The 26,640-nt window shown below is 67.4% G+C and carries 20 protein-coding genes and 1 pseudogene; 10 read left to right on the forward strand and 11 right to left on the reverse strand.

Translation table 11 applies throughout. The features are described from left to right. Window positions 1-12 precede the first annotated feature (12 nt). A complete protein-coding gene (murJ, locus tag IEZ21_RS13410; RefSeq protein WP_189322093.1) occupies window positions 13-2,241 on the reverse strand; it encodes a murein biosynthesis integral membrane protein MurJ in 2,229 nt (742 codons plus the stop codon). Window positions 2,242-2,286: 45 nt separating this feature from the next. After that, window positions 2,287-4,674, reverse strand: coding sequence for a DUF6049 family protein (locus tag IEZ21_RS13415; RefSeq protein WP_189322094.1), 2,388 nt, complete (start codon window positions 4,672-4,674; stop codon window positions 2,287-2,289). Between the two features lie 233 nt (window positions 4,675-4,907). Between IEZ21_RS13415 and IEZ21_RS13420 the strand changes: the two genes are divergently transcribed. Continuing rightward, window positions 4,908-6,374: a CCA tRNA nucleotidyltransferase gene (locus IEZ21_RS13420; RefSeq protein WP_189322095.1), complete on the forward strand. Its 1,467-nt coding sequence runs from the start codon at window positions 4,908-4,910 to the stop codon at window positions 6,372-6,374. A 116-nt stretch (window positions 6,375-6,490) separates the two neighbouring features. On the opposite strand, the gene IEZ21_RS13425 is transcribed toward IEZ21_RS13420, so the two are convergent. The 4 genes from IEZ21_RS13425 to IEZ21_RS13440 all read right to left on the reverse strand — a co-directional run bounded on the left by IEZ21_RS13425 (window position 6,491) and on the right by IEZ21_RS13440 (window position 10,273). Further along, a complete protein-coding gene (locus IEZ21_RS13425; protein WP_189322096.1) occupies window positions 6,491-6,982 on the reverse strand; it encodes an LppU/SCO3897 family protein in 492 nt (163 codons plus the stop codon). A 101-nt stretch (window positions 6,983-7,083) separates the two neighbouring features. Further along, entirely contained in the window at window positions 7,084-8,364 is a 1,281-nt protein-coding gene (locus tag IEZ21_RS13430; RefSeq protein ID WP_189322097.1) for an MFS transporter, read from the reverse strand. Between the two features lie 98 nt (window positions 8,365-8,462). Continuing rightward, window positions 8,463-9,545 (reverse strand): inositol-3-phosphate synthase, encoded by a 1,083-nt coding sequence (locus IEZ21_RS13435; protein ID WP_189322098.1) that lies wholly within the window; start codon window positions 9,543-9,545, stop codon window positions 8,463-8,465. 44 nt (window positions 9,546-9,589) lie between these two features. Continuing rightward, window positions 9,590-10,273: a PadR family transcriptional regulator gene (locus tag IEZ21_RS13440; protein WP_033321290.1), complete on the reverse strand. Its 684-nt coding sequence runs from the start codon at window positions 10,271-10,273 to the stop codon at window positions 9,590-9,592. A gap of 375 nt (window positions 10,274-10,648) precedes the next feature. Between IEZ21_RS13440 and IEZ21_RS13445 the strand changes: the two genes are divergently transcribed. Both IEZ21_RS13445 and IEZ21_RS13450 read left to right on the forward strand, forming a co-directional pair. After that, a complete protein-coding gene (locus IEZ21_RS13445) occupies window positions 10,649-13,366 on the forward strand; it encodes a transglycosylase domain-containing protein (protein ID WP_189322099.1) in 2,718 nt (905 codons plus the stop codon). Between the two features lie 183 nt (window positions 13,367-13,549). Continuing rightward, the gene (locus tag IEZ21_RS13450; protein WP_189322100.1) at window positions 13,550-15,064 is read left to right on the forward strand and encodes a glycosyltransferase family 87 protein; all 1,515 of its coding nucleotides are present in this window, start codon (window positions 13,550-13,552) and stop codon (window positions 15,062-15,064) included. Window positions 15,065-15,143: 79 nt separating this feature from the next. Here the strand turns inward: IEZ21_RS13450 and IEZ21_RS13455 are convergent, their stop codons facing one another. The 3 genes from IEZ21_RS13455 to IEZ21_RS13465 form a co-directional block, all read right to left on the reverse strand. Beyond that, window positions 15,144-16,175: an alanine racemase gene (locus tag IEZ21_RS13455; RefSeq protein ID WP_033321288.1), complete on the reverse strand. Its 1,032-nt coding sequence runs from the start codon at window positions 16,173-16,175 to the stop codon at window positions 15,144-15,146. Between the two features lie 65 nt (window positions 16,176-16,240). Beyond that, window positions 16,241-17,362, reverse strand: coding sequence for a peptidoglycan bridge formation glycyltransferase FemX (gene femX / locus IEZ21_RS13460; protein WP_189322101.1), 1,122 nt, complete (start codon window positions 17,360-17,362; stop codon window positions 16,241-16,243). A gap of 210 nt (window positions 17,363-17,572) precedes the next feature. Next, window positions 17,573-17,875 carry a hypothetical protein gene (locus IEZ21_RS13465; protein ID WP_033321286.1) on the reverse strand — a complete coding sequence of 101 codons (303 nt, stop codon included), beginning with the start codon at window positions 17,873-17,875 and terminating at the stop codon, window positions 17,573-17,575. A gap of 275 nt (window positions 17,876-18,150) precedes the next feature. On the opposite strand from IEZ21_RS13465, the gene rpsF reads away from it, so the two are divergent. From rpsF to rplI, 4 genes are all read left to right on the forward strand, one after another. After that, window positions 18,151-18,441, forward strand: a complete 291-nt coding sequence (rpsF, locus tag IEZ21_RS13470) for a 30S ribosomal protein S6 (protein ID WP_033321285.1) — start codon at window positions 18,151-18,153, stop codon at window positions 18,439-18,441. 78 nt (window positions 18,442-18,519) lie between these two features. Further along, complete coding sequence (locus tag IEZ21_RS13475; RefSeq protein ID WP_189322102.1) at window positions 18,520-19,122, forward strand: single-stranded DNA-binding protein; 603 nt, start codon at window positions 18,520-18,522, stop codon at window positions 19,120-19,122. A 45-nt stretch (window positions 19,123-19,167) separates the two neighbouring features. Then, a complete protein-coding gene (gene rpsR / locus IEZ21_RS13480; protein WP_003949403.1) occupies window positions 19,168-19,404 on the forward strand; it encodes a 30S ribosomal protein S18 in 237 nt (78 codons plus the stop codon). Between the two features lie 18 nt (window positions 19,405-19,422). After that, a complete protein-coding gene (gene rplI, locus IEZ21_RS13485) occupies window positions 19,423-19,869 on the forward strand; it encodes a 50S ribosomal protein L9 (protein WP_033321283.1) in 447 nt (148 codons plus the stop codon). Window positions 19,870-20,081: 212 nt separating this feature from the next. On the opposite strand, the gene IEZ21_RS13490 is transcribed toward rplI, so the two are convergent. After that, window positions 20,082-21,419 carry an MATE family efflux transporter gene (locus tag IEZ21_RS13490; protein WP_189322103.1) on the reverse strand — a complete coding sequence of 446 codons (1,338 nt, stop codon included), beginning with the start codon at window positions 21,417-21,419 and terminating at the stop codon, window positions 20,082-20,084. A 459-nt stretch (window positions 21,420-21,878) separates the two neighbouring features. Here IEZ21_RS13490 and dnaB point away from each other — a divergent pair, with 459 nt between their 5' ends. After that, complete coding sequence (dnaB, locus tag IEZ21_RS13495) at window positions 21,879-23,351, forward strand: replicative DNA helicase (RefSeq protein WP_033321282.1); 1,473 nt, start codon at window positions 21,879-21,881, stop codon at window positions 23,349-23,351. Between the two features lie 407 nt (window positions 23,352-23,758). On the opposite strand, the pseudogene IEZ21_RS13500 reads toward dnaB, so the two are convergent. Continuing rightward, window positions 23,759-24,385, reverse strand: a pseudogene (locus tag IEZ21_RS13500) (IS256 family transposase); the annotation flags it as partial. An 85-nt stretch (window positions 24,386-24,470) separates the two neighbouring features. Between IEZ21_RS13500 and IEZ21_RS13505 the strand changes: the two are divergent. Together IEZ21_RS13505 and IEZ21_RS13510 are read left to right on the forward strand one after the other, a co-directional pair. Beyond that, window positions 24,471-25,001, forward strand: a complete 531-nt coding sequence (locus tag IEZ21_RS13505) for a class I SAM-dependent methyltransferase (protein WP_246567674.1) — start codon at window positions 24,471-24,473, stop codon at window positions 24,999-25,001. Window positions 25,002-25,179: 178 nt separating this feature from the next. Beyond that, the gene (locus IEZ21_RS13510; protein WP_189322105.1) at window positions 25,180-26,565 is read left to right on the forward strand and encodes a serine hydrolase domain-containing protein; all 1,386 of its coding nucleotides are present in this window, start codon (window positions 25,180-25,182) and stop codon (window positions 26,563-26,565) included. Window positions 26,566-26,640: the final 75 nt, after the last annotated feature.

Below are 26,640 nucleotides of genomic sequence, written 5' to 3' on the forward strand. Positions count from 1 at the left end.
GCGTACCCCGCCTCAGCGCCCGAGGCGCCCCCGGACCATGCCGACCATTCCGTTCAGTTCCTCGATGCGCATCCGCCGAGCCGCGACGAAGAAGACGCCGAGCAGGGCGATTCCACCGCCGAGGAGGGCGGCCAGGGAGCCGAGAACACCCTGCCCCAGCCCCTGGGTGATCCCGTAACAGGCCGCGGCGGCGAGCAACGCCGCCGGTACCGAGGCGATGCCGAGGCGGGCGTACGTACGCAGGACGCGAGCTCCGTCCAGGTCGCCGCCCAGCCGCTTGCGTAGCCGCTGCCAGGCCACGCCCACGCCGATCGCGTACGCGAGACCGTAGGAGGCGGCCATTCCTGCCACCGCCCAGAGAGGTGGCAGAAGAAGGTAGCAGAGCGCCGAGGCCGCTGCGTTGACGGCGGCCACAATGACCGTGTTGTAGAAGGGGGTCCGGGTGTCCTCGTACGCGTAGAAGGCGCGCAGCACGACGTACTGCACGGAGTACGGGATGAGGCCGAGCCCGAAGGCCATCAGCATGTAACCCATCTTCGTGGCCGCGTCGGTGCCGGAGGAGCCGAAGATCAGGGTGCACATCGGGATGCCGAGTGCGACGAAGCCGAAGGCGATCGGCACGATCGCGACGGCCGTGGTGCGCAGGCCCTGGGAGATGTCGTCGCGGACGGCGCCCGCATCCTGCTCAGCGGCCGAGCGCGAGAGTCTCGGCAACAGGGCAGCCATCAGTGAGACGGTGATGATGGCCTGCGGGAGACCCCAGATGAGCTGGGCGTTGGCGTAGGCGCTGAAGCCGGTACCGGCGGTCCCCGTGTCCGTGACCGCTGCGGTGGCCAGCTGGGCGACGACGACGGCGCCCGCCTGGTTCGCGAGGACGAACAGGATCGTCCACTTGGCGAGCATCGCGGCCTTGCCGAGGCCGTGGCCCTTCCAGTCGAAGCGCAGCCGCAGCCGGAACCCGGTCTCGCGCAGGTACGGGATCATCGCGAGGGCCTGGACGACAAGGCCGAGCAGGACACCGATACCGAGCAGCCGCTGGCCCTCCGGCGGGATGTTTCCGACGGCCATCCCGGAGTTCGCCGAAGTGCCGTACACCCAGATGAACATGCCGAGCGTCACGATGATGACGATGTTGTTGAGGACCGGAGTCCACATCATCGCCCCGAAGCTGCCGCGGGCGTTGAGGATCTGACCCATCACCACGTGGATGCCCATGAAGAAGATCGTGGGCAGGAAGTACTGGGTGAAGGTGATGGCGACCTCGTTGGCCGCGGGGGTGGTGGCGACGGAGTTCGACAGCATGCGGACCAGGAGTGGTGCGGCGAACATCGCGAGCAGGGTCAGCGCGCCGAGCGCCACCATGACAAGGGTCAGAAGACGGTTCGCATAGGCTTCACCGCCGTCCTCGTCCTCCTTCATGGCACGCACCAGCTGCGGTACGAAGACGGAGTTGAGGCCGCCTCCCACCGTCAGGATGTAGATCATCGTCGGCAGCTGGTACGCGACCTGGAAGGTGTCGCCCAGGAGGGCGGTGCCCAGTGCGGCGACGATCAGCGCGGACCGGATGAAGCCGGTGAGACGGGACACCATCGTGCCCGCCGCCATGACCGCGCTCGACTTCAGCAGACTCGACGCGCGGCCCCCGGACTTCTTCGAAGCGGGCGTCGGCGCCGATGCGGGCGCGGGCGGCGGAGACTGGGGGGCGGCGGGAGCCGGCTCGGGTGTGGGGGACGGCACACCGGGCGGGGCCGCGGGCGGGTATGCGCCGCCCTGCTGCTGGTCACGGAAGAGATACGCGAAGGCATCCGGCTCGTGGCGTTGCTCCCCGGCCTGTGTCACCAGGTCGTCCACGCCCACGAACTGGGTCGTACGGGCGTCGTCACCGTAGGGAAGACGCTGCGACAGGCCTTCCGGCTCGGGCGCCGGGGTCTGCGCCCACACGCGTGGATCGGGAGCGTACGGCGACTGCGGCGGCTGGGCGTAGAGCTGCTGCGGCGGCGGGTACGTGCCGGGCGGCGGCGGGGGATGCGCGGCGCGGTCGTGGAGCGCCTCGCCGACCGGGTCCTGGGCGGCGAGATCCCGTACCCCGTAGGGATCCTGTCCGTAGGCGTCCTGGGCGTACATATCGGTGGGGGGCTGTGGCGGCACCTGGCCGGGCTCCGGCGGTCCCTGCGGCGGGTCGTCGGGGTAGCCGGAGCCCCCCGCGCCCTCACCGCGGTCACCGTCGTACGGCGCGTTCATGGTTACCCCACCTCATCGTCCCCGGCCCACCGGCCACGACATCGCTCAACGGTCCACTCTCTCACCCGTGCCGGACGGGTCGGTGCTCTCCGGTGCGGTGTCCGGTGGAGGGTCACTCGGCTGCTCCGGGTCGTCTGCCCTCGATTCCGCCGGGGACGCCAACCCCGATTCCGCTTCGGACTCCGTCTCCGAATCCGAGTGGAACGCCTCTTCAGGACCGTCCTCGGCGTCGTCCTCAGGACCGTCGTCCAGCCCCTCCTCGGCCTGCCGGGCGGCCGCGCGCTTGCGCTGGGTGTACATCCGGAAGCCGGCGAGTACGAGCAGCAGGACACCGCCGGCGATGACGAGCATCACGGCGGGGGGGATCTCGGTGACGTTCACGTCGAACGTGATGGGGTCGCCGTACCGCTGGCCGTCCTCCGTGTAGAGCTGGGCGGTCACTGCGTACCGGCCGGTGGCCCGGCCGTTGGCGGTGAACTTCACCGACTCACTGTGCCCGCCCGACACCTCCACCGAGTAGGCACGCTCACCGATGCGCAGGCGCGACGGCTGCTCCGACGTCAGGCGCAGCACCAGATGGTCGACGCCCTGGACAAGGTTGTTCTGCACGGTGATCGGAATCGTGGCGCTGCGGCCCGACAGCTTCGCCTCGGACTTCTTGATCAGTGCGACCTGCTCGGTGAGCTCATCGATATACGCATCCACGCCGTAGCGGTACACGACCTCCTCGGCTTCGTGACCGCGCCAGGACGTGGACATCGCCCGGTTCAGGGCCCGCCCGAAGGGGGTGATCACCCGGTCCTCCTCGGTGAGGATCACCCGGAATTTGTTGATCTTCCGCTGAGTTTCCTCGATTTGCTCGAAGGTTTCCGGCGGCAGCTCCTGTTTGCGCAGCGAGGAGGGGTACGCCGAAGGGACCCGCGTGGTGGCGCCGGGGTCGGGCTTGGCCTCGGTGGCCGCGGACAGGTCCGCCGACTGCGACCAGTTCCCGCCCTGGAGGGCTGTGAGCGCCTGCGCCATCGTCTGGGCCTGGCTGGCGGACGGCATGCGCTGCGGGGCGACCACGATGCTGCGCGGCTTCCCCGGCTGCTGCAGGGTGATCATCAGGGTCTGGGCGAGGAATTCCTGCACGGCGAGCGTGGAGTTGCCGGCCACCGCCATGTCGCCCTGGAACGCCGTCGACAGGAGGGCGTCCGCGACCACCGCCGTGGTGCCGCCGCCGATGGGGCGGGCAGCATTGGGTGTGTACGACAGGCCGCCGGTCTCCTTCAGGCTGTCGCTGCGGGAGATCACCGTGTCGGCGCCGGCGGAGGTGGCGACCTTGACGATCGAGGGGTCGATCGCACCGTTCGCGGGCCAGGCGTAGTCCGTGCTGGGCGTCACATGGAGGATGGACTCCACCGTGGTGGCGGCCACCTCCGTGGCGTCTTTGAGGTGGCTCAGCGACCCGGCGACCTTCGTGCCCTTGTGTGCCAGCGACGCCAGATCCGGGTCGGCGAAGGGAAGGGCGACGACTTCCTTGCCCTCGACCGCCTTCTCCAGCTCGGCGAGCCACTGCTTGGCGACCGCCTGGTGGGTGCCCGCTGTGGTGGTTTCGGCGCCGGTCTGGATCTCGTAGCCGCTCATCATCGCGACCACGGAGGCCAGGAGGTCCGGATCGATCACCCACGTGACGTCCAGCTCTTTGCCGAGAGTGAGGAGCTGCTGCAGTCGGCCGCCGGGCGCCAGCTCCGCGGCCAGGTCGTCGTCCTTGAAGACACGGGTCTGCTGCTCGTTCGAACTCGTCTCGGCCGTCATATGGGGGGTGGAGATCAGGGGCCAGAGGAACGTCGTCCTGGTCTTCGTCTCCGCCGCCTCGGGTTGCCACGGCAGGAAGGTCCGCTCGATCCCGAGAATCCGCTCGTACGGCTGGGCGGCGGTCTCCCCGGTGAGCGTGACCCCGAGCTGGTAGACGCCATCGGCGCCGAGGTCCAGGTCGTCGACGGGGACGGAGATGCTGAAGCTCTGCGGGACACCCGGCGTCAGCTCGGCGAAATCCCGCACGTATGAGCCGCCGACTTCGGTGCCCGCGTACGGGTTGCTCTTCGCGGCCGTGTCGATCGACGAGCGGCCGTTCACCGTCGGTCCCACGCGCAGACCGACTTGGGCGTCCGTGACCGACTGCTTGCCCTTGTTGTTGACCCGGCCCGAGACGGTGAGCGTGTCCCCGTCCGAGGGGACGCTGGGGCTGAGCGAGTCCAGGGAGACGTCGACCGTGCTGGAGCCGGTGGCGTCGGCCACGGCGGTGCGCTCGGTGGCACCCGCGGTGGGCGAGGCGGGCAGCTGGAGCAGGCCGGCCAGCAAAGGCGCTCCGGCGAGCAGTACTCCGGTGCGCCGAAGCCACCGGCGGGCAGCTGAGGCACTCGTCCTCTGGAAGTCTGCCGCCTCGGCCACGCGCTCGCCCGTCCCTCGTCGTCGTCAGTGGTCGTCGGAATGTACGTCCACGCATGGTAACGATGCGCGCTGAGGGGAAGTGCCGCGGTCCGCCCCACAAGATCGGGGGCCAGGGCCGAGCTGTCGCCTATGTGCACGTATTGAGGGAGGCGCCCCACCAAGCATGAGGGAAGCACCGGTACACGATTAATGGAGGCGCTCGCCGTCGCCTGCGCCACGTACCCTTTTCTGTTGTGCCGAACGCCAACGAAGACAATCCCAATGCACTGAGCCAGGTGCAGCACCGCGCGGTGAGCGAACTGCTGCGGGTGTCCCCCGTCGCCGACGATCTCGCCCGTCGTTTCCAGGAGGCCGGATTCTCCCTCGCCCTGGTCGGCGGCTCGGTCCGGGACGCCCTCCTGGGCAGGCTCGGAAACGACCTGGACTTCACGACCGACGCCCGCCCCGAGGACGTACTGAAGATCGTGCGGCCCTGGGCGGACGCCGTGTGGGAGGTCGGGATCGCCTTCGGGACGGTCGGGGTGCAGAAGGAATCCCAGGTCGGGGACGCTGTTCAGCGCTTCGACATCGAAGTGACGACGTACCGCTCGGAGGCGTACGACCGGACCTCGCGCAAGCCCGAGGTGTCGTACGGCGACTCCATCGAGGAAGACCTTGTACGCCGCGATTTCACGGTCAACGCGATGGCCGTGGCGCTGCCGGAGAAGGAGTTCATCGACCCGCACGGCGGGCGCCGCGACCTGGCGGAGCGTGTGCTGCGTACTCCGGGTACGCCCGAGGCTTCCTTCTCCGATGATCCGCTGCGGATGATGCGGGCCGCCCGCTTTGCCGCACAGCTCGACTTCGAGGTGGCACCGGACGTCGTCGCCGCGATGAAGGCCATGGCCGAGCGTATCGAGATCGTCTCCGCCGAGCGTGTCCGGGACGAGCTGAACAAGCTGATCCTCTCCACCCACCCGCGTAAGGGGCTGACGCTGCTCGTCGACACCGGGCTCGCCGCGCATGTGCTGCCCGAGTTGCCCGCACTGCGTCTGGAGCGGGACGAGCACCACCGGCACAAGGACGTCTACGACCACTCGCTGATCGTGCTCGAGCAGGCGATGGAGCTGGAGGAGGACGGTCCCGACCTCACCCTCCGCCTTGCCGCGCTGCTGCACGACATCGGCAAGCCGCGCACGCGCCGCTTCGAGAAGGACGGCCGGGTCTCCTTCCACCATCACGAGGTGGTGGGCGCCAAGATGACCAAGAAGCGCATGACGGCCCTCAAGTACTCCAACGACCTCGTGAAGGACGTCTCGCGACTGGTCGAGCTGCACCTGCGCTTCCACGGCTACGGCACCGGCGAGTGGACGGACTCCGCGGTCCGCCGCTATGTGCGCGACGCAGGCCCGCTCCTTGACCGCCTCCACAAGCTGACCCGCTCCGACTGCACCACGCGCAACAAGCGCAAGGCCGCCGCACTCTCTCGTGCGTACGACGGCTTGGAAGAGCGCATCGCCCAGCTCCAGGAGCAGGAGGAGCTGGACGCCATCCGGCCGGACCTCGACGGCAACCAGATCATGGAGGTCCTCGGTGTCGGCCCTGGCCCAGTCATCGGCCAGGCGTACAAGTTCCTGCTGGAGTTGCGCCTGGAGAACGGGCCGATGGAGCACGATGCGGCGGTGTCGGCGCTCAAGGAGTGGTGGGCCGCGCAGAGCTGAGTCGTGAAACAGGGGTCATGTTTCACGTGAAACATGACCCGGCGTCGGCTGGATCCGGATACGCCGAGGGCCGTTGTTTCACGTGAAACAACGGCCCTCGCGCGTCAGGTGAGTCTCTACTTGGCGGAGTACTCCGACAGGCAGAGCGTGAAGTCGCTGCTGCCGCCGGTCTCGGTGTACTGGGCGTACTTGGTGCGGTCGCAGCTGGAGTCGTCGGTCTTCTTCTGCTCGACCTTGTACGCGGCCTTGGAGTTACCACAGTCCACGACCTCGAGGTCCGGGTCGGTGGCGCTGTCCGGGTTGCCGATGCTCATGCAGTCGCCGACCTCGGCGGCCTGTGCGTCGTCTTGGCTCGCGACCACGCCGATGCCCGCAGCGATGAGGGCGGCAACGACGATTCCGATGCGCAGGAAGAACTTGGCTCCGCGCTTCCGCTGCTGAGGCGGGACCGGGGCGTACGGCGCGTTCGGCTGCTGCGGGTAGCCGGGCTGGCCGGGGAACTGAGGCTGACCCTGGGGTGCCGTCTGGCCCTGGGCGAACGGGTTCTGGCCCTGAGGCGGTTGCCCCTGAGCGTACGGATTCTGGCCCTGAGGCGGTGGAGTGGTCACTTGAGGGTCCCCCTAGAACGTTAGGAGCGCGTGGCGCGAAATAAGACCCACGTAAGCTATCGGCCCTCACTGACAACTCAATGCTTCGGAGACGCTCTGTGTCATTGATGTGACACTCGACGCCGTTCAAAGCGGGCCATAGACGCAGCAACTGCCGCGTAGATAACGGCCACCGTGACCACCAGCGGGACTGAGCGGCCGTCAGGAGGCAGCATCAGGGCGGCTACTCCGGCGGCGCCGACGAAGGCGACGTTGAACAGCACGTCGTACACGGAGAAGATCCGGCCACGGAAGCCGTCGTCGACGGACGACTGGACCACGGTGTCGGTGGCGATCTTCGCGCCCTGGGTGGTGAGGCCGAGGACGAAGGCCGAGATCAGTACGGGCACTTCGGTGAACGACAGACCGAGCGCGGGTTCCAGGACCGCGGCGGATCCGGCGCAGACGACGATCCAGCCTCCCGGACCAAGCCTCCCGGCTGCCGTCGGAGTCACCACCGCCGCCACGAAGAAGCCCGCCCCGGAGATCCCCACGGCCAGCCCCAGCAGAGCGAGACCGTCCTCCCCGGAGCCGGACGACCAGGCATACCGGCAGAGCATCAGCACCATGACGGTCAGGGCGCCGAAACAGAACCGCATCAGCGTCATCGCGGTCAGCGCCCAGGCGGCCTCGTGGCGTGCGGGCTCGGCCAGATGGCGCACGCCGGCCACCAGACCACGTGCCGTACCCGCCAGGGCCGCCTTCAGATGCGGCTGCACCAACTCCTGGTCGGGACCCAGCAGTTCCCGCGCCATGCGCAGCGAGGCGAGTGCCGCGCACAGATAGAGCGCCGCCCCGACGAGGACGACCGCGGCGTCGGAGTCCGAGATGACGAGACGTACGACGAAGGCGATCCCGCCGCCCGCAGTCGCGGCGAGAGTCCCGGCCGTGGGCGACAGGGAGTTGGCCATCACCAGGCGCTCGGAGTCGACGACACGGGGCAGCGCGGCGGACAGACCCGCCAGGACGAAGCGGTTGACCGCGGTGACGCTCAGCGCGGAGACGTAGAAGAGCCAGTCCGGGACGCTGCTCACGATCAGCACGGCCGTCAGGGAGGCCAGCAGCGCCCGCAGGAGGTTCCCGTACAGAAAGACCTGGCGGCGTCGCCAGCGGTCCAGCAGCACGCCCGCGAAGGGGCCGACGAGCGAGTACGGGAGGAGGAGCACCGCCATCGCCGAGGCGATCGCGGCCGGCGAGGTCTGCCGCTCCGGCGAGAAGACGACGTACGTGGCGAGCGCGACCTGGTAGACGCCGTCGGCGCCCTGGGACAGCAGTCGTACGGCGAGCAGACGCCGGAAGTTCCTAAAGCGCAGAAGTACGCGCAGGTCCCGTACGACAGCCATGCGGCACAGCCTCACATATGGGAAGGGTCCCCGGACATATGGGAAGGGTCCCCGGGCGCACGACCCGGGGACCCTCAACAGCCCATGGAACCAAGCGCTTAGCGCTCGACCTCGCCGCTGATGAACTTCTCGACGTTCTCGCGGGCCTCGTCGTCGTAGTACTGGACCGGCGGGGACTTCATGAAGTAGCTCGACGCCGAGAGGATCGGGCCGCCGATGCCGCGGTCCTTGGCGATCTTCGCGGCGCGCAGGGCGTCGATGATGACACCCGCGGAGTTCGGGGAGTCCCAGACCTCGAGCTTGTACTCCAGGTTCAGCGGGACATCACCGAAGGCGCGGCCCTCGAGACGGACGTACGCCCACTTGCGGTCGTCCAGCCAGGCCACGTAGTCGGACGGGCCGATGTGGACGTTGTCGGCACCCATCTCGCGGTCGCGGATCTGGGAGGTGACGGCCTGCGTCTTGGAGATCTTCTTCGACTCCAGGCGGTCGCGCTCGAGCATGTTCTTGAAGTCCATGTTGCCGCCGACGTTCAGCTGCATCGTGCGGTCCAGGATGACGCCCCGGTCCTCGAACAGCTTCGCCATGACGCGGTGTGTGATCGTGGCGCCGACCTGCGACTTGATGTCGTCACCGACGATCGGGACTCCGGCCTCGGTGAACTTGTCCGCCCACTCCTTCGTGCCGGCGATGAAGACCGGAAGGGCGTTGACGAAGGCGACCTTGGCGTCGATGGCGCACTGGGCGTAGAACTTCGCCGCGTCCTCGGAACCGACCGGCAGGTAGCAGACGAGGACATCGACCTGCTGGTCCTTGAGGACCTGGACGACGTCGACCGGGGCTTCGGCGGACTCCTCGATGGTCTCGCGGTAGTACTTGCCGAGCCCGTCCAGGGTGTGGCCGCGCCGCACGGGCACACCGGAGTTCGGGACATCGCAGATCTTGATGGTGTTGTTCTCGCTGGCACCGATGGCGTCCGCGAGGTCGAGGCCGACCTTCTTCGCGTCGACGTCGAAGGCGGCCACGAACTCGATGTCGCGGACGTGGTACTCGCCGAACCGGACGTGCATCAGACCCGGCACCTTGGCGGTCGGGTCGGCGTCCTTGTAGTACTCGACGCCCTGGACCAGCGAGGCGGCGCAGTTGCCCACGCCGACGATGGCTACGCGAACCGAACCCATTCCGGTTGCTCCCTGTGTGTACTCGGTGAAGCCCTGAGCGGGCTTCACGTGGCGGTGTCGTCGGACGGATCCGGCCGGGGATTGTCCCCGTGCCGGGGCAGGCCGCCCGACTCTCCAGATGTGCTGTCCTGCTGAGCGGAGCGGTCCGAGGCGGGACGCTGCTGGTCCCGTCCGGCCCGCTCGCTCTCGATGAGCTCGTTCAGCCAGCGCACTTCGCGCTCCACGGACTCCATTCCGTGGCGCTGGAGCTCAAGGGTGTAGTCGTCGAGGCGCTCCCGGGTGCGCGCCAGAGAGGCGCTCATCTTCTCCAGGCGTTCCTCGAGACGACTGCGGCGGCCTTCGAGGACCCGCATACGTACATCCCGCGACGTCTGCCCGAAGAAGGCGAAGCGAGCGGCGAAGTGCTCGTCCTCGTACGCGTCGGGACCCGTCTGCGAGAGCAGCTCCTCGAAGTGCTCCTTACCTTCCGCCGTCAACCGATAGACGATCTTGGCGCGGCGTCCCGCGAGTGGAGCGGCAGGTGCTTCATCGCGGGCACCCCCCGACTCCTCGATCAACCAGCCGTTGGCGACCAGCGTCTTGAGGCAGGGGTAGAGCGTCCCGTAGCTGAAGGCACGGAACACGCCCAGTGAAGTATTGAGCCGTTTACGCAGCTCATAGCCGTGCATCGGGGACTCGCGGAGCAGGCCGAGTACGGCGAACTCGAGGATCCCGGAACGCCGGCTCATCGTCGCCTCCTCTCTGCAGCAGCCTTGCCGTGACGGTCGTTATGCCGAGCTGATGTATCGACTCGATACATCAGCACGATAGAACGGTCATCCGTACGCGACAAGAGGGGGCACAGTGAGCGGCGTCACATCACCGATTCATGGGAAGCGAGTTGCCTGTTTTGGGGTTGCCTTCGGCCCTCGGTAGGTTTTGCCGGTGCGTAGTCTGTGCGCCATGCACATCACCGGGAACCAAGTGACGTTTGGGGACGTCCTCGTCCTCGGTGCAGTACGGGTGAATGACAGAACGACCGCATCCGTACTTCGGGGGGACCGGGAAACCAGCCGCCGTTTCCAGGCGCGCAAAGGTGCGCCTGCCCGAGGAGTAACCGTTCGATGAGCGAGCACCGTCGCAAACCGCCGCAGCCGCAAGGCGGCGGACGCGCCGCGGCCCGACGCGGCCAAACCGGCTCGTCCTCCGGCCGCCGCGCGGCACCGCGAAGCGCCACCGGGTCTCCTTCCGCCTCCTACGGATCAGGGGGCGAGGAACGGCCGTACGGTGGCCGAGCAGAGGCCCGAAAGGCTGCCCAGAGAAGCACCAGCGGCGGCGGTCGGCGCAGAGCTGCCGACGGCGCGGGAGGCGGTGGCCACGGTGGTGGCGGCCGCCGAGGCGGTCCCGGCGGGCCGAACGGGCCCGGGCGCGGCAGGGGCCGCGGGGCCGAGCCGCCCAAGAAGCGCATCATCGACTATCCGCGCGCGGGCAAGTACGGCGCGGCGCGATGGGTGCCGTCATGGAAGCTTGTGACGGGTACGTTCGTCGGCTTCCTCGGCGGCATGATGGCCGTGGCCGGCATCGCGTACGCCATGGTGGGCGTCCCGAAAGTCGACGAGACGGCGGAGGCGCAGAACAACGTCTACCAATGGGCCAACGGCGACACGATGGTCGCCACCGGCGGCGAGATGAACCGCCAGATCATCGGCTACGCCCAGATCCCCAAGGAGATGCGCTACGCCGTCATGTCGGCCGAGAACAAGACGTTCGAGACCGACCGAGGCGTGGACCCCATGGGCATCAGCCGCGCCCTGTTCAACATGGCCAAGGGCGGCGACACGCAGGGCGGCTCCACCATCACCCAGCAGTACGTGAAGAACGCGCTGCTGAGCGACCAGTCGCAGACGCTCACGCGTAAGTTCAAGGAGCTGTTCATCTCCATCAAGGTCGGCGCCACGGTCGACAAGAAGGAGATCATGGCCAACTACCTGAACACCGCCTACTACGGACGCAACGCCTACGGAATCCAGGCGGCCGCGCGTGCGTACTTCAACAAGGAGGCCGAGAAGCTCAACGCGAGCGAGTGCGCCTTCCTGGCGGCGGTGCTCAAGGGAGCCACGTACTACGACCCCGCGGGCTCGGAATCGATCGACCCTGCCGCCACTCGCGAGGCCAACCGCAAGAGGGCCACGGAGCGATGGAGCTGGATCCTCGGCGAAATGGTCAAGGACGGTCATCTGCCGGCCTCGGAGGGCGCCAAGTACAAGAAGCAGGGGTTCCCCAAGACCCAGAATCCGCGGCTGAACACCGCGCTGAGCGGCCAGACCGGCTATCTCGTCGACCTCGCCAAGTCGTACATCATCAACAACAGCGACAAGACCAAGATCACCGCCGAGAAACTCCAGCGGGGCGGCTACACGATCCGGACGACCTTCAACAAGAAGATGGTCAACCAGCTCGAAGACGCGGTGAAGAAGGTCCAGAAGGAGAACATCAAGCCGGGCGAGCGTCCCGAGACGGACAAGTACGTCCAGTTCGGCGGAGCCTCCGTGAACCCGGAGGACGGCGCCATCAGGGCCATCTACGGCGGCGAGGACGCGACGAAGCACTTCACCAACAACGCCGACCAGACCGGCGCCCAGGTCGGTTCGACGTTCAAGCCGTTCGTGCTGGCGTCCGCCATGCAGTGGGGTGTGCGCAATCCTGAGGGCGACGCGATCCAAGCGCAGGACGAGCGGACGATCGTCTCGCCGAAGAGCTTCTACAGCGGCAAGAACAAGCTCAAGATCAAGGACTACGACGGCAACGTCTGGCAGGACAAGGACGGCAAGGTGTGGCTGCAGAAGAACGACGGCGGTGAGTCGTACAACGCGCCGAGCTACCAGATCGACCTCCGCGAGGCGATGAGGGTCTCGGCGAACTCCGCCTACGTGCAGCTCGGTATGGACGTGGGTCTGGACAAGGTCAGGGAGGCAGCGATGAGCGCGGGCGTCCTGGAGAGCAGTCTGGCCAGCGCGAACTACCCGTCCTTCTCGCTCGGCACGTCCGATCCGAGCGCGATCCGAATGGCAGGCGCATACGCCACGTTCGCGGCCAGTGGCAAGCAGAACGCCCCGTATTCGGTCACCGAGATCGAGGACGCGGACGGGATCGTCTTCAGGCACGCGGACGTCGCCAAGACCAGCACGGCCTTCACTCCCGAGGTCGCCGACAACGTCACCGACGTTCTGAAGACCGTCGTGGAGGACGGCACCGGCACCGCGGCGGCGCTCGACGACCGTGAGGTGGCGGGCAAGACCGGTACCACCGACGGCAACAAGTCCGCCTGGTTCGTCGGATATACCCCGCAGCTCTCGACCGCGATCTCCATGTATCGCATGGACGACAACGCGAACAACAAAAACCGCAAGTTCCTGGAGATGTACGGGACAGGCGGCCAGAAGAAGATCCACGGTGCCTCGTTCCCGGCCGAGATCTGGCACGACTACATGGAGGACGCGCTCAAGGGCAAGCGCGCGGAGAAGTTCCCGACGCCCGAACCCATCGGCCAGGTCGTCAACGACATCCCGACCCCGACCCCGACCCCGACGCTCCCCGAGCCCGAGCCCGAGGAGGAGGAGACCCCGACGCCGAGCCCGACGCCCAGCGAGCCGACGACGAGTCCCTCGCCCACGCCGAGCAACACCTGCGAGCCCTTCGACTTCGAGTGCAACAACAACGGAGGAGAGGACAATGGTGGTGCTGATAACGGCGGAGCCGACGGAGGTGCGAGCGCTTCACCGACGGAGTCCGATCCTCCTGGCAACAACGGCGGTAACGACAACGGAGGCATCTTCGGATGAGGCACTGAGTAGCCGTCACCGTGTGTGTTTCACGTGAAACACGCTGTTTCACGTGAAACAAGGGCCGCCGCACCGACCAGGGTGCGGCGGCCCTTGTCGTACACAAGGCGAAGCCCTTCAGCCAGACAACCAGCCACGGCCACGGCGACTGGACCCAGCACACCCTCAGCTACGTACGGCAGGATGGTCGGCATGCCCAGTGCAGAGACGAAGCGAGCGAGCTCGCACGAGCCGGAGCCGGTACGGCCGACCAAGGAGGACGCGGTCGCCGCGACCGGCAGCGAGCTGATCGGTGGTCCCATCGGACGGCGCGCGCTGCTCGGAACGTCCTGGTGGACCCCGGTACGCGTCATCGTGCTCGTCGCGATCGGCATGTTCGCCCTCGGCATGGTGCAGAAGCTGCCGTGCTACGACGGCGCCTGGTTCGTCGGGGCCAGCTCGCAGTACACGCACGCGTGCTACTCCGACATCCCGCATCTCTACCAGGGCCGCGGCTTCGCCGAAGGGCTCGTGCCGTACTTCGACAAGCTCAGCGGCGATATGGAGTACCTCGAATACCCGGTGCTGACCGGCGTGTTCATGGAGGTCGCCTCCTGGCTGACACCCGGCAGCGGCAGCATCCAGGACCAGGCAAAGGTCTACTGGATGGTCAACGCCGGGATGCTGATGGTGTGCGCGGCGGTCATCGCGGTCTGTGCGACCCGCACCCACCGCCGGCGGCCCTGGGACGGTCTGCTGGTCGCCCTCGCACCCGCCTTCGCGCTCACCGCCACCGTCAACTGGGACCTGCTGGCCGTCGCCCTGACGGCCGCCGCGATGCTGATGTGGGCGCGGAGCCGCCCGCTCGCCTTCGGCGTCCTGCTGGGCCTTGCCACGGCCGCCAAGCTCTATCCCTTCCTGCTCCTCGGGCCGTTGCTTGTGCTGTGCTGGCGCGCGGGCAGGTGGCGGGAGTTCGGCACCGCGCTGCGCGGCGCAGGGGGCGCCTGGCTGGTCGTGAACCTCCCGGTGCTGCTGCTCGCCCCAGAGGGCTGGTCGAAGTTCTACACATTCAGCCAGGAGCGCGGCGTCGACTTCGGCTCGTTCTGGCTCGTCCTGTCCCATCGCATGGACAGCCCGCTCACCACCGAGACCGTCAACACGCTCGCCATGGTGCTGATGCTGCTCTCCTGCCTGGGCGTCGCGGGACTCGCGCTGACCGCCCCGCGCAGGCCGCGCTTCGCCCAACTCGCCTTTCTGGTCGTCGCGGCCTTCATCCTCACCAACAAGGTCTACTCACCGCAGTACGTGCTGTGGCTGATCCCCCTCGCCGCGCTGGCCCGCCCCAAGTGGCGGGACTTCCTGATCTGGCAGGCGTGCGAGGTCGCCTACTTCCTCGGGATCTGGATGTACCTCGCGTACACGACCAGTGGCGACGCCCACAAGGGACTGCCCACCGACGGCTATCACGTCGTCATCGTCATCCACCTGTTGGGGACGCTCTACCTGTGCGCCGTCGTCGTACGCGACATCCTCATGCCGGAACGAGACGTGGTACGCCGAGCAGGGGACGACGATCCGTCGGGTGGGGTACTGGACTGGGCGGAGGACGCCTTCGTACTGGGGGCCGCGGCCCATCCGCCGCAGCATGCGGCGCACTTCGACGGGCCGCACGTGGAGTGGGGCAGTCGGGGCACGCCGGCGGGTGGCGGTTCGCCCTGAGCGAACAGGACGTGGGGAAGCCACGCAAAAGGCCGTACACAGAGTCCATGTACGGCCTTTTGCGTTGAGGTTCGGGCGGTCAGCGCTCGACGATCCGGTCGAACTGCGTGGTGGTGTGCCGCAGATGGGCCACCAGCTCCTCGCCGACCTTCGGTTCCGGGGCGTCCGAGGGCACGAACAGGATCGAGACCTGCATGTGCGGAGGCTCCGCGAACCAGCGTTGTTTGCCGCCCCAGACGAACGGCGAGAGGTTCCGGTTGACCGTGGCGAGGCCGGCCCGGGCGACGCCCTTGGCGCGCGGCATGACGCCGTGCAGGGCCTTCGGGGCCTCCAGGCCCACCCCGTGCGACGTACCGCCCGCCACGACCACCAGCCAGCCGTCAGATGCGGCCTTCTGCTGCCGGTATCCGAAGCGGTCGCCCTTGGAGACGGGAGTGACGTCCAGGACGGCTCCGCGGTACTCCGTCGCCTCGTGGTCCCCCAGCCACAGCCGTGTACCGATGCGGGCGCGGAAACGCGTCTGCGGGAACTGCTGCTGCAGACGGGCGAGTTCCTCGGCTTTCAGATGGCTGACGAACATGGTGTGCAGCGGCAGCCGGGCCGCACGCAGCCGGTCCATCCAGCCGATGACCTCCTCGACGGCATCCGAGCCGTCGGTACGGTCCAGCGGCAGGTGGATCGCGAAGCCCTCCAGCCGCACGTTCTCTATGGCGGCGTGGAGCTGGGGCAGGTCGTGCTCGCTCACACCGTGCCGCTTCATCGAGGACATGACCTCGATGACGACGCGGGCGCCCACGAGGCCGTAGACCCCGTCGACCGACGACACGGAGCGGATCACGCGATCGGGCAGCGGCACGGGCTCCTCGCCCCGCCGGAACGGCGTCAGCACCAGCAGGTCACCGCCGAACCAGTCCTTGATCCGGGCAGCCTCGTACGTCGTGCCGACGGCCAGAATGTCCGAACCCAGGCGCGTGGCCTCGTCCGCAAGGCGCTCGTGGCCGAAGCCGTACCCGTTGCCCTTGCAGACGGGGACGAGCCCCGGAAACTGCTCGGACACGTGCTTGTGGTGCGCCCGCCAGCGCGCGGTGTCGACGTAGAGGGTGAGCGCCATGGCCGGACCTGGAACCTTTCTCGTGGCTGCGGTGTATCAGAGGTATGAAGGCGAATTCTGATGCATCAGCGGCGCGACATGTAGATGTCGAGCGCCTTGTGGAGCAGCTTGTTGAGCGGGAAGTCCCACTCGCCGAGGTACTCGGCGGCCTGCCCGCCCGTACCCACCTTGAACTGGATGAGGCCGAAAAGGTGGTCGGTCTCGTCCAGCGAGTCGGAGATGCCCCGCAGGTCGTAGACCGTGGCACCGAGCGCGTAGGCGTCGCGCAGCATGCGCCACTGCATCGCGTTCGAGGGCCGGACCTCACGCCCGATGTTGTCCGAGGCGCCGTACGAGTACCAGACATGCCCGCCGACGACCAGCATCGTCGCGGCGGACAGGTTCACGCCCTCGTGCCGGGCGAAGTAGAGCCGCATGCGGTTGGGGTCCTCGTTGTTGAGGGCCGTCCACATGCGCTGGAAGTACGAGAGCGGGCGGGGCCGGAAGTGGTCGCGAGCAGCGGTGATCTCGTAGAGGCGCTGCCACTCCTCCAAGTCCTGGTAGCCGCCCTGGACGACCTCGACGCCGGCCTTCTCGGCCTTCTTGATGTTGCGCCGCCACAGCTGGTTGAAGCCCTTGTGGACGTCTTCCAAGGACCGGTTCGCAAGCGGTACTTGGTAGACATATCGGGGCTGTACGTCGCCGAAGCCGGCCCCGCCGTCCTCGCCCTGCTGCCAGCCCATGCGACGCAGCCGGTCGGCCACCTCGAAGGCCCGCGGCTCGATGAAGTCGGCCTCGATGTCGCGCAGCCGCTTCACATCCGGATCCTGGATGCCCTTCTTGATCGAAGCGGCCTCCCAGCGGCGGATGATGACCGGTGGGCCCATCTTCACGGAGAAGGCGCCCTGCTGCTTGAGATGCGCGAGCATCGGATCCAGCCACTCGGTCAGATTCGGCGCGAACCAGTTGATGACCGGGCCCTCGGGCAGATAGGCGAGGTAGCGCTTGATCTTGGGCAACTGCCGGTACAGCACGAGGCCCGCCCCGACCATCTCGCCCGTCCTGTCGTCGAACCAGCCGAGATTCTCGGCGCGCCACTCCGCCTTGACGTCTGCCCAGGCCGGGACCTGCATGTGGCTCGCCGCGGGCAGGCTCTGGATGTACGCCAGATGCTGCTCTCGACTGATGGTCCTCAGGGTCAGGCTCATACGGGGCGCTCCTCGGGCTGGTGTGTCCCCATGGGTACAGGGGCTCCGGCTCTCGCGCCGAAGCCTACTGCGCCCTGCGAGCGCCCCGTCTGGCCCTACGGAACCTGGGCCCGGCGCATACACGGCCGGGAGGTCCGGAAGGGGCGCCCGGCCCATGAGCCGGGAGTGGGGAGGCTGTTGGCCGATGTCCCCGTCCGCCGGGGGAATCGCTCAGCCGAAGAGACCGCCGTGCGCCATGCCGAGCATGAAGCCGACACCCGCCGCACCGAGACCCAGAATCAGACCGAAGCGCTCCCGCGTCGTCACGGAGACGAACTGCCCGGTCGCCCCCGTGAGAATCCCCAGCAGCCCTGTCCAGGAGCTGATCAGGTGCAGGTGGTGGAACATCGCCGTGATGAAGGACGTCGCCCCCAGCACCAGCGTCACGGCGAGCAGCGTGTCCTGGAGCGGGTGAGGCTTGTGATCGGTGGCGAACAGGGATCCGGCGACGTTGGGGCGCACTGTCTGTGCCATAGGGCACCTCCTGCGGAAAACGGCGCATCGTAGCGCCATACACACCCGATGTGTACAGATTGACGGCCCACACCCCCGGATTTCAACCGGAAGCCGGTGTCCGGGTAGTCTGTACCGTCTGCACCGGTGTCTGCCCGTGCCATGACGCGACTCCCACTCAATTCACTGAGTGACGAGCCCGATTGTCAGTGGTGGCCGATACCGTTGCTAACGCATCACAACCCTCCTGCCACGGAACGACCGTGGCCGCCGAGTCCAAAGGAGGTGGGTTCCACATGCGTCACTACGAGGTGATGGTCATCCTCGACCCCGATCTCGAGGAGCGCGCTGTCTCCCCGCTGATCGAGAACTTCCTCTCCGTTGTCCGTGAGGGCAACGGAAAGGTGGAGAAGGTCGACACCTGGGGCCGTCGTCGTCTCGCGTACGAGATCAAGAAGAAGCCCGAGGGTATCTACTCGGTCATCGACCTGCAGGCCGAGCCTGCGGTCGTCAAGGAGCTCGACCGCCAGATGAACCTGAACGAGTCGGTCCTCCGGACCAAGGTCCTCCGTCCCGAGATGCACTGAGCTCTTCCGCTCAGTTGATCTCGGGCATCGAGTAGCAGCACAAGCAGCCAGCAGCAAACCCGCCGAGAGGTTCCCCCAATGGCAGGCGAGACCGTCATCACGGTCGTCGGCAATCTTGTCGACGACCCCGAGCTGCGCTTCACCCCTTCCGGTGCGGCGGTCGCGAAGTTCCGTGTCGCGTCCACCCCCCGCACCTTCGACCGTCAGACCAACGAATGGAAGGACGGCGAGAGCCTCTTCCTGACGTGCTCGGTCTGGCGTCAGGCGGCGGAGAACGTCGCCGAGTCGCTCCAGCGAGGCATGCGCGTCATCGTGCAGGGCCGGCTGAAGCAGCGGTCCTACGAGGACCGTGAGGGCGTCAAGCGCACGGTCTACGAGCTCGACGTCGACGAGGTCGGCGCGAGCCTGCGCAACGCCACGGCCAAGGTCACCAAGACCACGGGCCGAGGCGGCCAGGGCGGTTACAGCGGCGGCAGTGGCGGCGGCCAGCAGGGCGGCGGTTGGGGCTCAGGCCCCGGCGGCGGTCAGCAGCAGGGCGGCGGCGCTCCCGCCGACGACCCCTGGGCGACCGGTGCGCCGGCCGGCGGTGGCCAGCAGGGTGGCGGCGGTGGCGGCTGGGGCGGAAGCTCCAGCAGTTCCGGCGGCAACGGCGGCGGCTACTCGGACGAGCCCCCCTTCTGAGGGCGGGTTCGTACCCACACTTCTTGATCACACAGGAGATACACCATGGCGAAGCCGCCTGTGCGCAAGCCGAAGAAGAAGGTCTGCGCTTTCTGCAAGGACAAGGTCACGTACGTGGACTACAAGGACACGAACATGCTGCGGAAGTTCATTTCCGACCGCGGCAAGATCCGTGCCCGCCGCGTGACCGGCAACTGCACGCAGCACCAGCGTGACGTCGCCACGGCTGTCAAGAACAGCCGTGAGATGGCGCTGCTGCCCTACACCTCCACCGCGCGATAAGGGAAGGGTGACCGACATATGAAGATCATCCTCACCCACGAGGTCTCCGGCCTCGGCGCCGCGGGCGATGTCGTCGATGTCAAGGACGGTTACGCCCGCAACTACCTGATCCCGCGGAACTTCGCGATCCGCTGGACCAAGGGCGGCGAGAAGGACGTCGAGCAGATCCGTCGTGCTCGCAAGATCCACGAGATCCAGACCATCGAGCAGGCCAACGAGATCAAGGCCCGCCTCGAGGGCGTCAAGGTTCGCCTGGCCGTCCGCTCCGGCGACGCCGGTCGGCTCTTCGGTTCCGTCACTCCGGCCGACATCGCCTCGGCGATCAAGGCTTCCGGTGGCCCCGAGGTCGACAAGCGCCGCATCGAGCTGGGCTCGCCGATCAAGACACTGGGCGCTCACGAGACGTCCGTGCGTCTGCACCCCGAGGTTGCCGCCAAGGTCAACATCGAGGTCGTCGCTGCCTAAGTGCTGCGCTCGCTGAAACAGTGTGGGGCCGTGCCTTTCGGGGTGCGGCCCCATATGCATGTCCCTGCGCATGCGGCCCGGGTCCTTTGGAGGCAGACGCTTTGGCTGGGACGTATGGACACCCGTGTTTCACGTGAAACGGCGTGGACCGGTCCGCCAAGTGGTCGTCGTTTCACGTGAAACCGCGCGCATCCGGTTGTGCGCGGATCTGCTTAGCGCATTGCCCCGGTGACGATCCAGCGACCTGAGCGGGAGCGCAGCCACAAGGTCAGCATGCGCGTTGTCATCATCAGAGTCATTGCTCCCCACAGCGCCGTCAGGTCGCCGCCGAGAACAGGTACGAGCAGGGCGGCGGGCGTGAAGACAGCGAGCGTCACGAGCATCGCCCGTGCCAAGTAAGCGCCGTCTCCGGCGCCCATCAGGACGCCGTCGAGTACGAAGACGATGCCGCAGACCGGCTGGGAGAGGGCCACCACGACGAGAGCAGGCAGTGCCGCATCCTTGACCACCGAGTCACTGGTGAAGAGCGGGACGAAGAGTGGCCGGGTGACGATCACCAGCACGCCGAGTACGACACCGACCGTGATGCCCCACTCCACCATGCGGCGACAGGCGTCGCGGGCGCCTTGGGCGTCACCTGCGCCGAGATAACGGCCGATGATCGCCTGACCGGCGATGGCGATCGCGTCCAGGGCGAAGGCGAGCAGATTCCATAGCCCCAGGATGATCTGGTGTGCGGCGATGTCCGCGTCTCCGAGCCGGGCTGCCATGCCGGTGGCGATCATCAGGATGGCCCGCAGTGAGAGCGTGCGTATCAGCAGAGGCGTTCCGGCCTGGGCGCAGGCGCGTATCCCGGCGGCGTCCGGTCGCAGTGAGGCGCCGTGCTTTCGTGCTCCACGGACGACGACAGCGAGATACACCGCGGCCATACCGCACTGGGCGGTCACGGTGCCCCAGGCGGAGCCGGCGATGCCGAGGTCCGCACCGTAGACCAGGCCGACGTTGAGGGCTCCGTTGGCGATGAAGCCCGCGATGGCGACGTACAGCGGTGTCTTTGTGTCCTGCAGTCCGCGGAGTACTCCGGTGGAGGCGAGAACGACGAGCATCGCGGGGATGCCGAGCGCCGAGATCCGCAGATATGTGGTGGCGTAGGGAGCGGCGGTGTCCGAAGCGCCGAAAAGCTCCACCAGGGCGGGAGCCGTCGGTACGACGACGGCGATGACGGCTGCTCCCAGCAGGAGCGCGAGCCAGATGCCGTCCATCCCCTGACGGATCGCGGCTTGGAGATCGCCTGCGCCGACGCGGCGGGCAACGGCGGCCGTGGTGGCGTACGCCAGGAAGACGAAGATGCTGACGGCGGTGGTGAGGAGGGCGGAGGCGACACCGAGACCGGCGAGCTGTGGAGTGCCGAGATGGCCGACGATGGCGCTGTCGGCCATGAGGAAGAGAGGCTCGACGACGAGTGCGCCGAAGGCCGGGACGGCCAGTGCGACGATCTCTCGATCGTGGCGACGCCGGGCGGCCTTGGGTGCCGCTGAAGCCTGTGTCATGCACATCAATCTAATCTTCCACAGGTAATAGATGCAACTATTGTTCGCCCATTACTTCTTCCCTTGCGGAAGGTGTTGTTGCGGGCCGTTCGTAACGATGTTGGTCTGATCGCGGAAGTTTTTCTTCTGCACAGCCGGTGGACGGGATATGTGCAGGTCAAGGCGAGTGCGGAAAGGGAGGCGAAGGCTTGTTCACAGGCCTGTCCACCGGGTCGTGCACAGGTTTCGCGAGGTTCTCCACAGCATCCGGGCAGTCGTCCACATGGCCTGTGGATAACCAGATTGGCTGACGGTGCCCGCAGGCCTACCGTGGTCCGGCGCCCGCTTCCCTTCCGTCCTCGGAAAACCTCGCAAAACCGATGCGTGAGAACCGGAGTTGGGCCTCTCATTTGTCAGTGCCGTGCCGTAGAAAGATGAGGCACGGCTAGGTCCGCTCGGCGGACGGGAGGAGGTGGCTCGGTGAGTATTTCCGAGCCCTTGGACGACCCGTGGGCCGACAGCGGTCCCAGTGATCGTCTGCCCGCCTCCCGTCGCCGTGACGGTGGCAGGGGGCGCGACGAGCAACACGATCGCGGACGGGACAACGGGGTCTGGGACGGCGGAGGTTCGTCCTTCGAGCGTGTGCCGCCGCAGGATCTGGACGCCGAGCAGTCAGTCCTCGGCGGCATGCTGCTGTCCAAGGACGCCATCGCCGATGTCGTCGAGTTGCTCAAGGGACACGACTTCTACCGGCCGGCGCACGAGACCATCTACAGCGCGATCCTCGACCTCTACGCGAAGGGTGAGCCGGCCGACCCGATCACGATCGCCGCCGAGCTCACCAAGCGCGGCGAGATCACCAAGGTCGGCGGCGTTTCGTATCTGCACGGCCTCGTTCAGACGGTCCCGACGGCGGCGAACGCCGAGTACTACGCAGAGATTGTTCATGAGCGTGCTGTGCTGCGTCGCCTGGTAGAGGCCGGTACGCGCATCACACAGATGGGGTACGCGGCCGACGGTGACGTCGACGAGATCGTCAACAGCGCCCAAGCCGAGATCTACGCGGTCACCGAGCAGCGCACCACAGAGGACTATCTGCCGCTCGGCGACATCATGGAAGGTGCGCTCGACGAGATCGAGGCCATCGGTTCGCGCTCGGGGGAGATGACCGGAGTACCGACCGGGTTCACCGATCTCGACCAGCTCACGAATGGTCTGCACCCGGGCCAGATGATCATCATCGCGGCGCGTCCTGCCATGGGTAAGTCCACGCTGGCGCTGGACTTCGCGCGGACCTGCTCGATCAAGCACAACATGCCGAGTGTGATCTTCTCGCTCGAGATGGGCCGCAACGAAATCGCTATGCGTCTGCTGTCGGCGGAGGCGCGTGTGGCGCTGCATCACATGCGTTCGGGCACGATGACCGACGAGGACTGGACCCGGCTCGCGCGCCGGATGCCGGACGTTTCGGCCGCCCCCCTCTATATCGACGACTCCCCGAACCTGTCGATGATGGAGATCCGCGCCAAGTGCCGTCGACTCAAGCAGCGCAGTGACCTGAAGCTCGTGGTCATCGACTATCTGCAGCTGATGCAGTCGGGCGGTTCCAAGCGGTCCGAGAGCCGTCAGCAGGAAGTATCCGACATGTCGCGAAACCTGAAGCTTCTGGCCAAGGAGCTGGAGCTTCCGGTCATCGCGCTGTCGCAGCTGAACCGTGGCCCCGAGCAGCGTACGGACAAGAAGCCCATGGTCTCCGACCTGCGTGAATCCGGCTCGATCGAGCAGGACGCGGACATGGTGATCCTGCTGCACCGCGAGGATGCGTACGAGAAGGAGTCCCCGCGCGCGGGTGAGGCGGACATCATCGTGGGCAAGCACCGTAACGGTCCGACGGCGACGATCACGGTCGCCTTCCAGGGGCACTACTCGCGCTTTGTGGATATGCAGGCCTGAGTCTGATCCTTTGTCAGCTTGTCGCTGGCGGGGTCAGATTGGTGCGGGAAATGGTCACGATGAGCCGACAACCCCAGCTCAGCCGGAGTGGCCCGTATGAAGTGGTGATCGTCGGCGGCGGGTCGGGGCACGCAGCGGCAGCGATCAGCGCTGACCTCAGCGCAGAGGACACCCGGCACGCCGTATACGCCGGGCAGCACCCCGTCTCACCGGAAGCGGAAACTCACCTCCGCGAACGGGGAATGGGCGACTGGCGCTACGGCGTCCGACCTCTGACCGCACCAGATCGCTGCCGAGGGTGAAGGCGCCGACGCCCTCTGGCCGGCTCGGCGGGGTTGGCAGGTCACCGTGATGGTGTCCCGCGTCGTGGTGTAGCCGATCAATCGTCCGTCGCGTTGGTGGTGTGGGGAGCGCAGGAACTGGGCCCAGGACGCCTCGGTCTCGCTGTCGCCCACCATCCTCCCAGCACTTCCCGGCCGCCGTCCTCGGTGATCCCGGTGGCGATCACCACGGCCTGGGAGACGATCTGGTGATTCATCCGCGCCTCGCAGTAGGTGGCGTCCAGGTAGAGGTAGGGGAAGCGGACATGGTCCAGCGGCCGGGTCCGGAAGGCGGACAGCGGCTCGTCGAGTTCGCCGCAGATCCGGGAGACCTCGCTCTTTTCAGATCCCGCTGTCCGCGCCCAGAGCCTTGACCAGGTCGTCGACCGAGCGGGTGGACACACCGTGCACGTAGGCTTCCACGATCACGGCGTACAGGGCCTGATCGATGCGGCGGCGGCGCTCCAGCAGGCTGGGGAAGAAGCTGCCGGTGCGCAGCTTGGGGATCTCCAGGTCCAGGTCGCCGGCCTGCGTGGCCAGGGCCTTGTCGCGGTGCCCGTTGCGGAACGCCGTCCGCGAGGCGGTGTGCGTGTTCCACTCGGCACCGATATGCGCGGCGGCTTCAGCCTCGATCAGCTCTTGCAGCATCCGCTCGGCCACGCTGCGCACGAGCTCGATTCCGTCGGACGAGCGTAATGACTCCAGCAGACGCATCAGGTCAGACTAGGACAGGGCCATCGCGTACTTCTCCCGCTTGAACTGTCCGTTCAGCACGGAGAGTTACACGATGGCCCACCTCATGAGCAGGCAGCACGTGCCCCGCGCGAGTGTGCGCCCCGGGAGCAAGCCCACGCACACCTCAACCTTGATCGGCTACACCACGAAGCGGGACACCATCGTCACCGCGGTCGACATCTCGCAGGCCGTCCTGGAATGCGCCGCAGCAGTAGCTACGGACATCGCTGGCCGAGTGGCGTGGACACGGGCCGACCTGACCAGCAGGCCGCCCCCGGCCGGCGCGTTCGACCTGATGTCCGCCCACTACTTCCCCCTTCCACACCAGCCGGACCACACTGCGCTGCGCGGCCTGCTGGATGCCGTCGCACCCGGCGGCACCCTGCTTTTCGCCACCCACGACCTCGCCGGCCTGTCCCCGCGCCCGGAGCAGGGCTTCGACCCCAACGACTACTACCAGCCCGACGACATTGCCAGGCTCCTCGATCACAACTGGACCGTTCTGATCAACGAAACCCGCCCGCGAACCGCTCCCGCCCCCGAGGGCACGCACCACACCCACGACACCGTCCTGCGAGCACAACGTCTGCGGTAACCGGCGCCTCACGAACCTCCGCCTGGAGAAGTTGTTGAACCCTCGCCGCTCGTGAGCGAAGTGGTACATCACCTTGCGTACGCACGAGCGCCAAGTTGTCCTCTCAAGCAGTGGCTCCGTGGATGCGGTCACGCTTATTGAATTCGACGCCGAGCGGTCGGCCAGGTGGACTGGGCTCATGACGACATCTCAGGAAGAACTGCTGCCCAGTACGCGCCGGGCCCTGCTGCACCGTATTGCCACCGCTCAGGCCGAGGGACGGGCGCCGTCGATGGCGGCGGTGGTCGTGCGGGGCGGGGAGGCGGTGTGGCACGGGGCGCGGACCTCGGTGGACGGGCACGGGCCGGACGAGAATGTGCAGTACCGAATCGGGTCGATCACCAAGACGTTCACCGCGGTGCTGGTGCTGCGATTGCGGGACGAGGGAGTGCTGGACCTCGGCGATCCGCTGGAGAAGCATCTGCCGGACACGGGGGCGGGGGAGGCGACGATCGCCGAACTGCTCGCGCATACGGGCGGGTTGGCGGCCGAGTCGCCTGCGCCCTGGTGGGAGCGCACGCCGGGCTCGCTACGCCCAGAGCTCGCCGATGTGCTGGGCAAACAGCCGCACCGGCACCCCGTGGGGCGGCGGCACCATTACTCGAACCCCGGCTATACGTTGCTGGGCGCGTTGGTCGAGGAGCTGAGGGGCGCCCCCTGGGAGGAGGCTCTGCGGCATGAGGTCCTCGAACCCCTGGGGCTGCACCGTACGAGCAGCCGCCCGCAGGAACCGCACGCCGGCGGCTGGGCCGTGCATCCTTGGGCGGATGTGATGCTGCCGGAGCCCGCTGAGGATCTGGGCCGGATGGCGCCGGCCGGTCAGCTCTGGTCGACCACAGGCGATCTGGCGCGCTTCGCCGCCTTCCTGACCAAGGGAGACGATCGTGTGCTGAGTGCACGGTCGGTGCTGGAGATGCGTACGCCTGCGGCACCGCCCGAGGCCGAGGAGGTGGTGGCCGGTACGGCCTATGGCCTCGGCATGCAGATTCAGCATCGGGACGGGCGGATCCTCGTGGGGCATTCGGGGTCCCTACCTGGCTTCCTCGCCGGTCTCGTGATCAGCGTCGAGGACGATCTGGCCTCCGTCGTGCTCGCCAACTGCACCTCGGGCCCGCTGGTGACGACGGTCGCCGCGGACCTCGTACGCATCGTCGCCGAGGCCGAACCCCGGGTCCCCGAGCCATGGCGTCCGTTGCCTGAAGTCGACGCATCTGTACTGGAGTTGGCGGGGCCGTGGTACTGGGGCACGCAGGCTTCCGCGCTGCGTCTCACGGTCGATGGAGGCGTCTCGATCGGGCCTCTGTCGGGCAATGGCCGTCGCTCGCGCTTTCAGGCCAACGGCGACGGGACATGGACCGGACTCGACGGCTACTACGCGGGCGAGCTTCTGCGGGCCGTACGGCGCCCCGACGAGTCGGTGAGTCATCTGGACCTGGGGTCGTTCGTCTTCACACGGCGACCGTACGACGAGGGGGCGTCGGTGCCGGGTGGGGTGGATCCGGAGGGGTGGCGCGGGGTTCGGTAGCCGTAGCGTCGGACGGGCAGCATCCCGCGCGACAAGAGCGTCCCGTACGACGGGAGCGTTCAGTACGACGGGAGG

This window comes from Streptomyces flaveus, from assembly GCF_014647675.1.
GTDB classification, from domain to species: Bacteria; Actinomycetota; Actinomycetes; order Streptomycetales; family Streptomycetaceae; genus Streptomyces; species Streptomyces flaveus.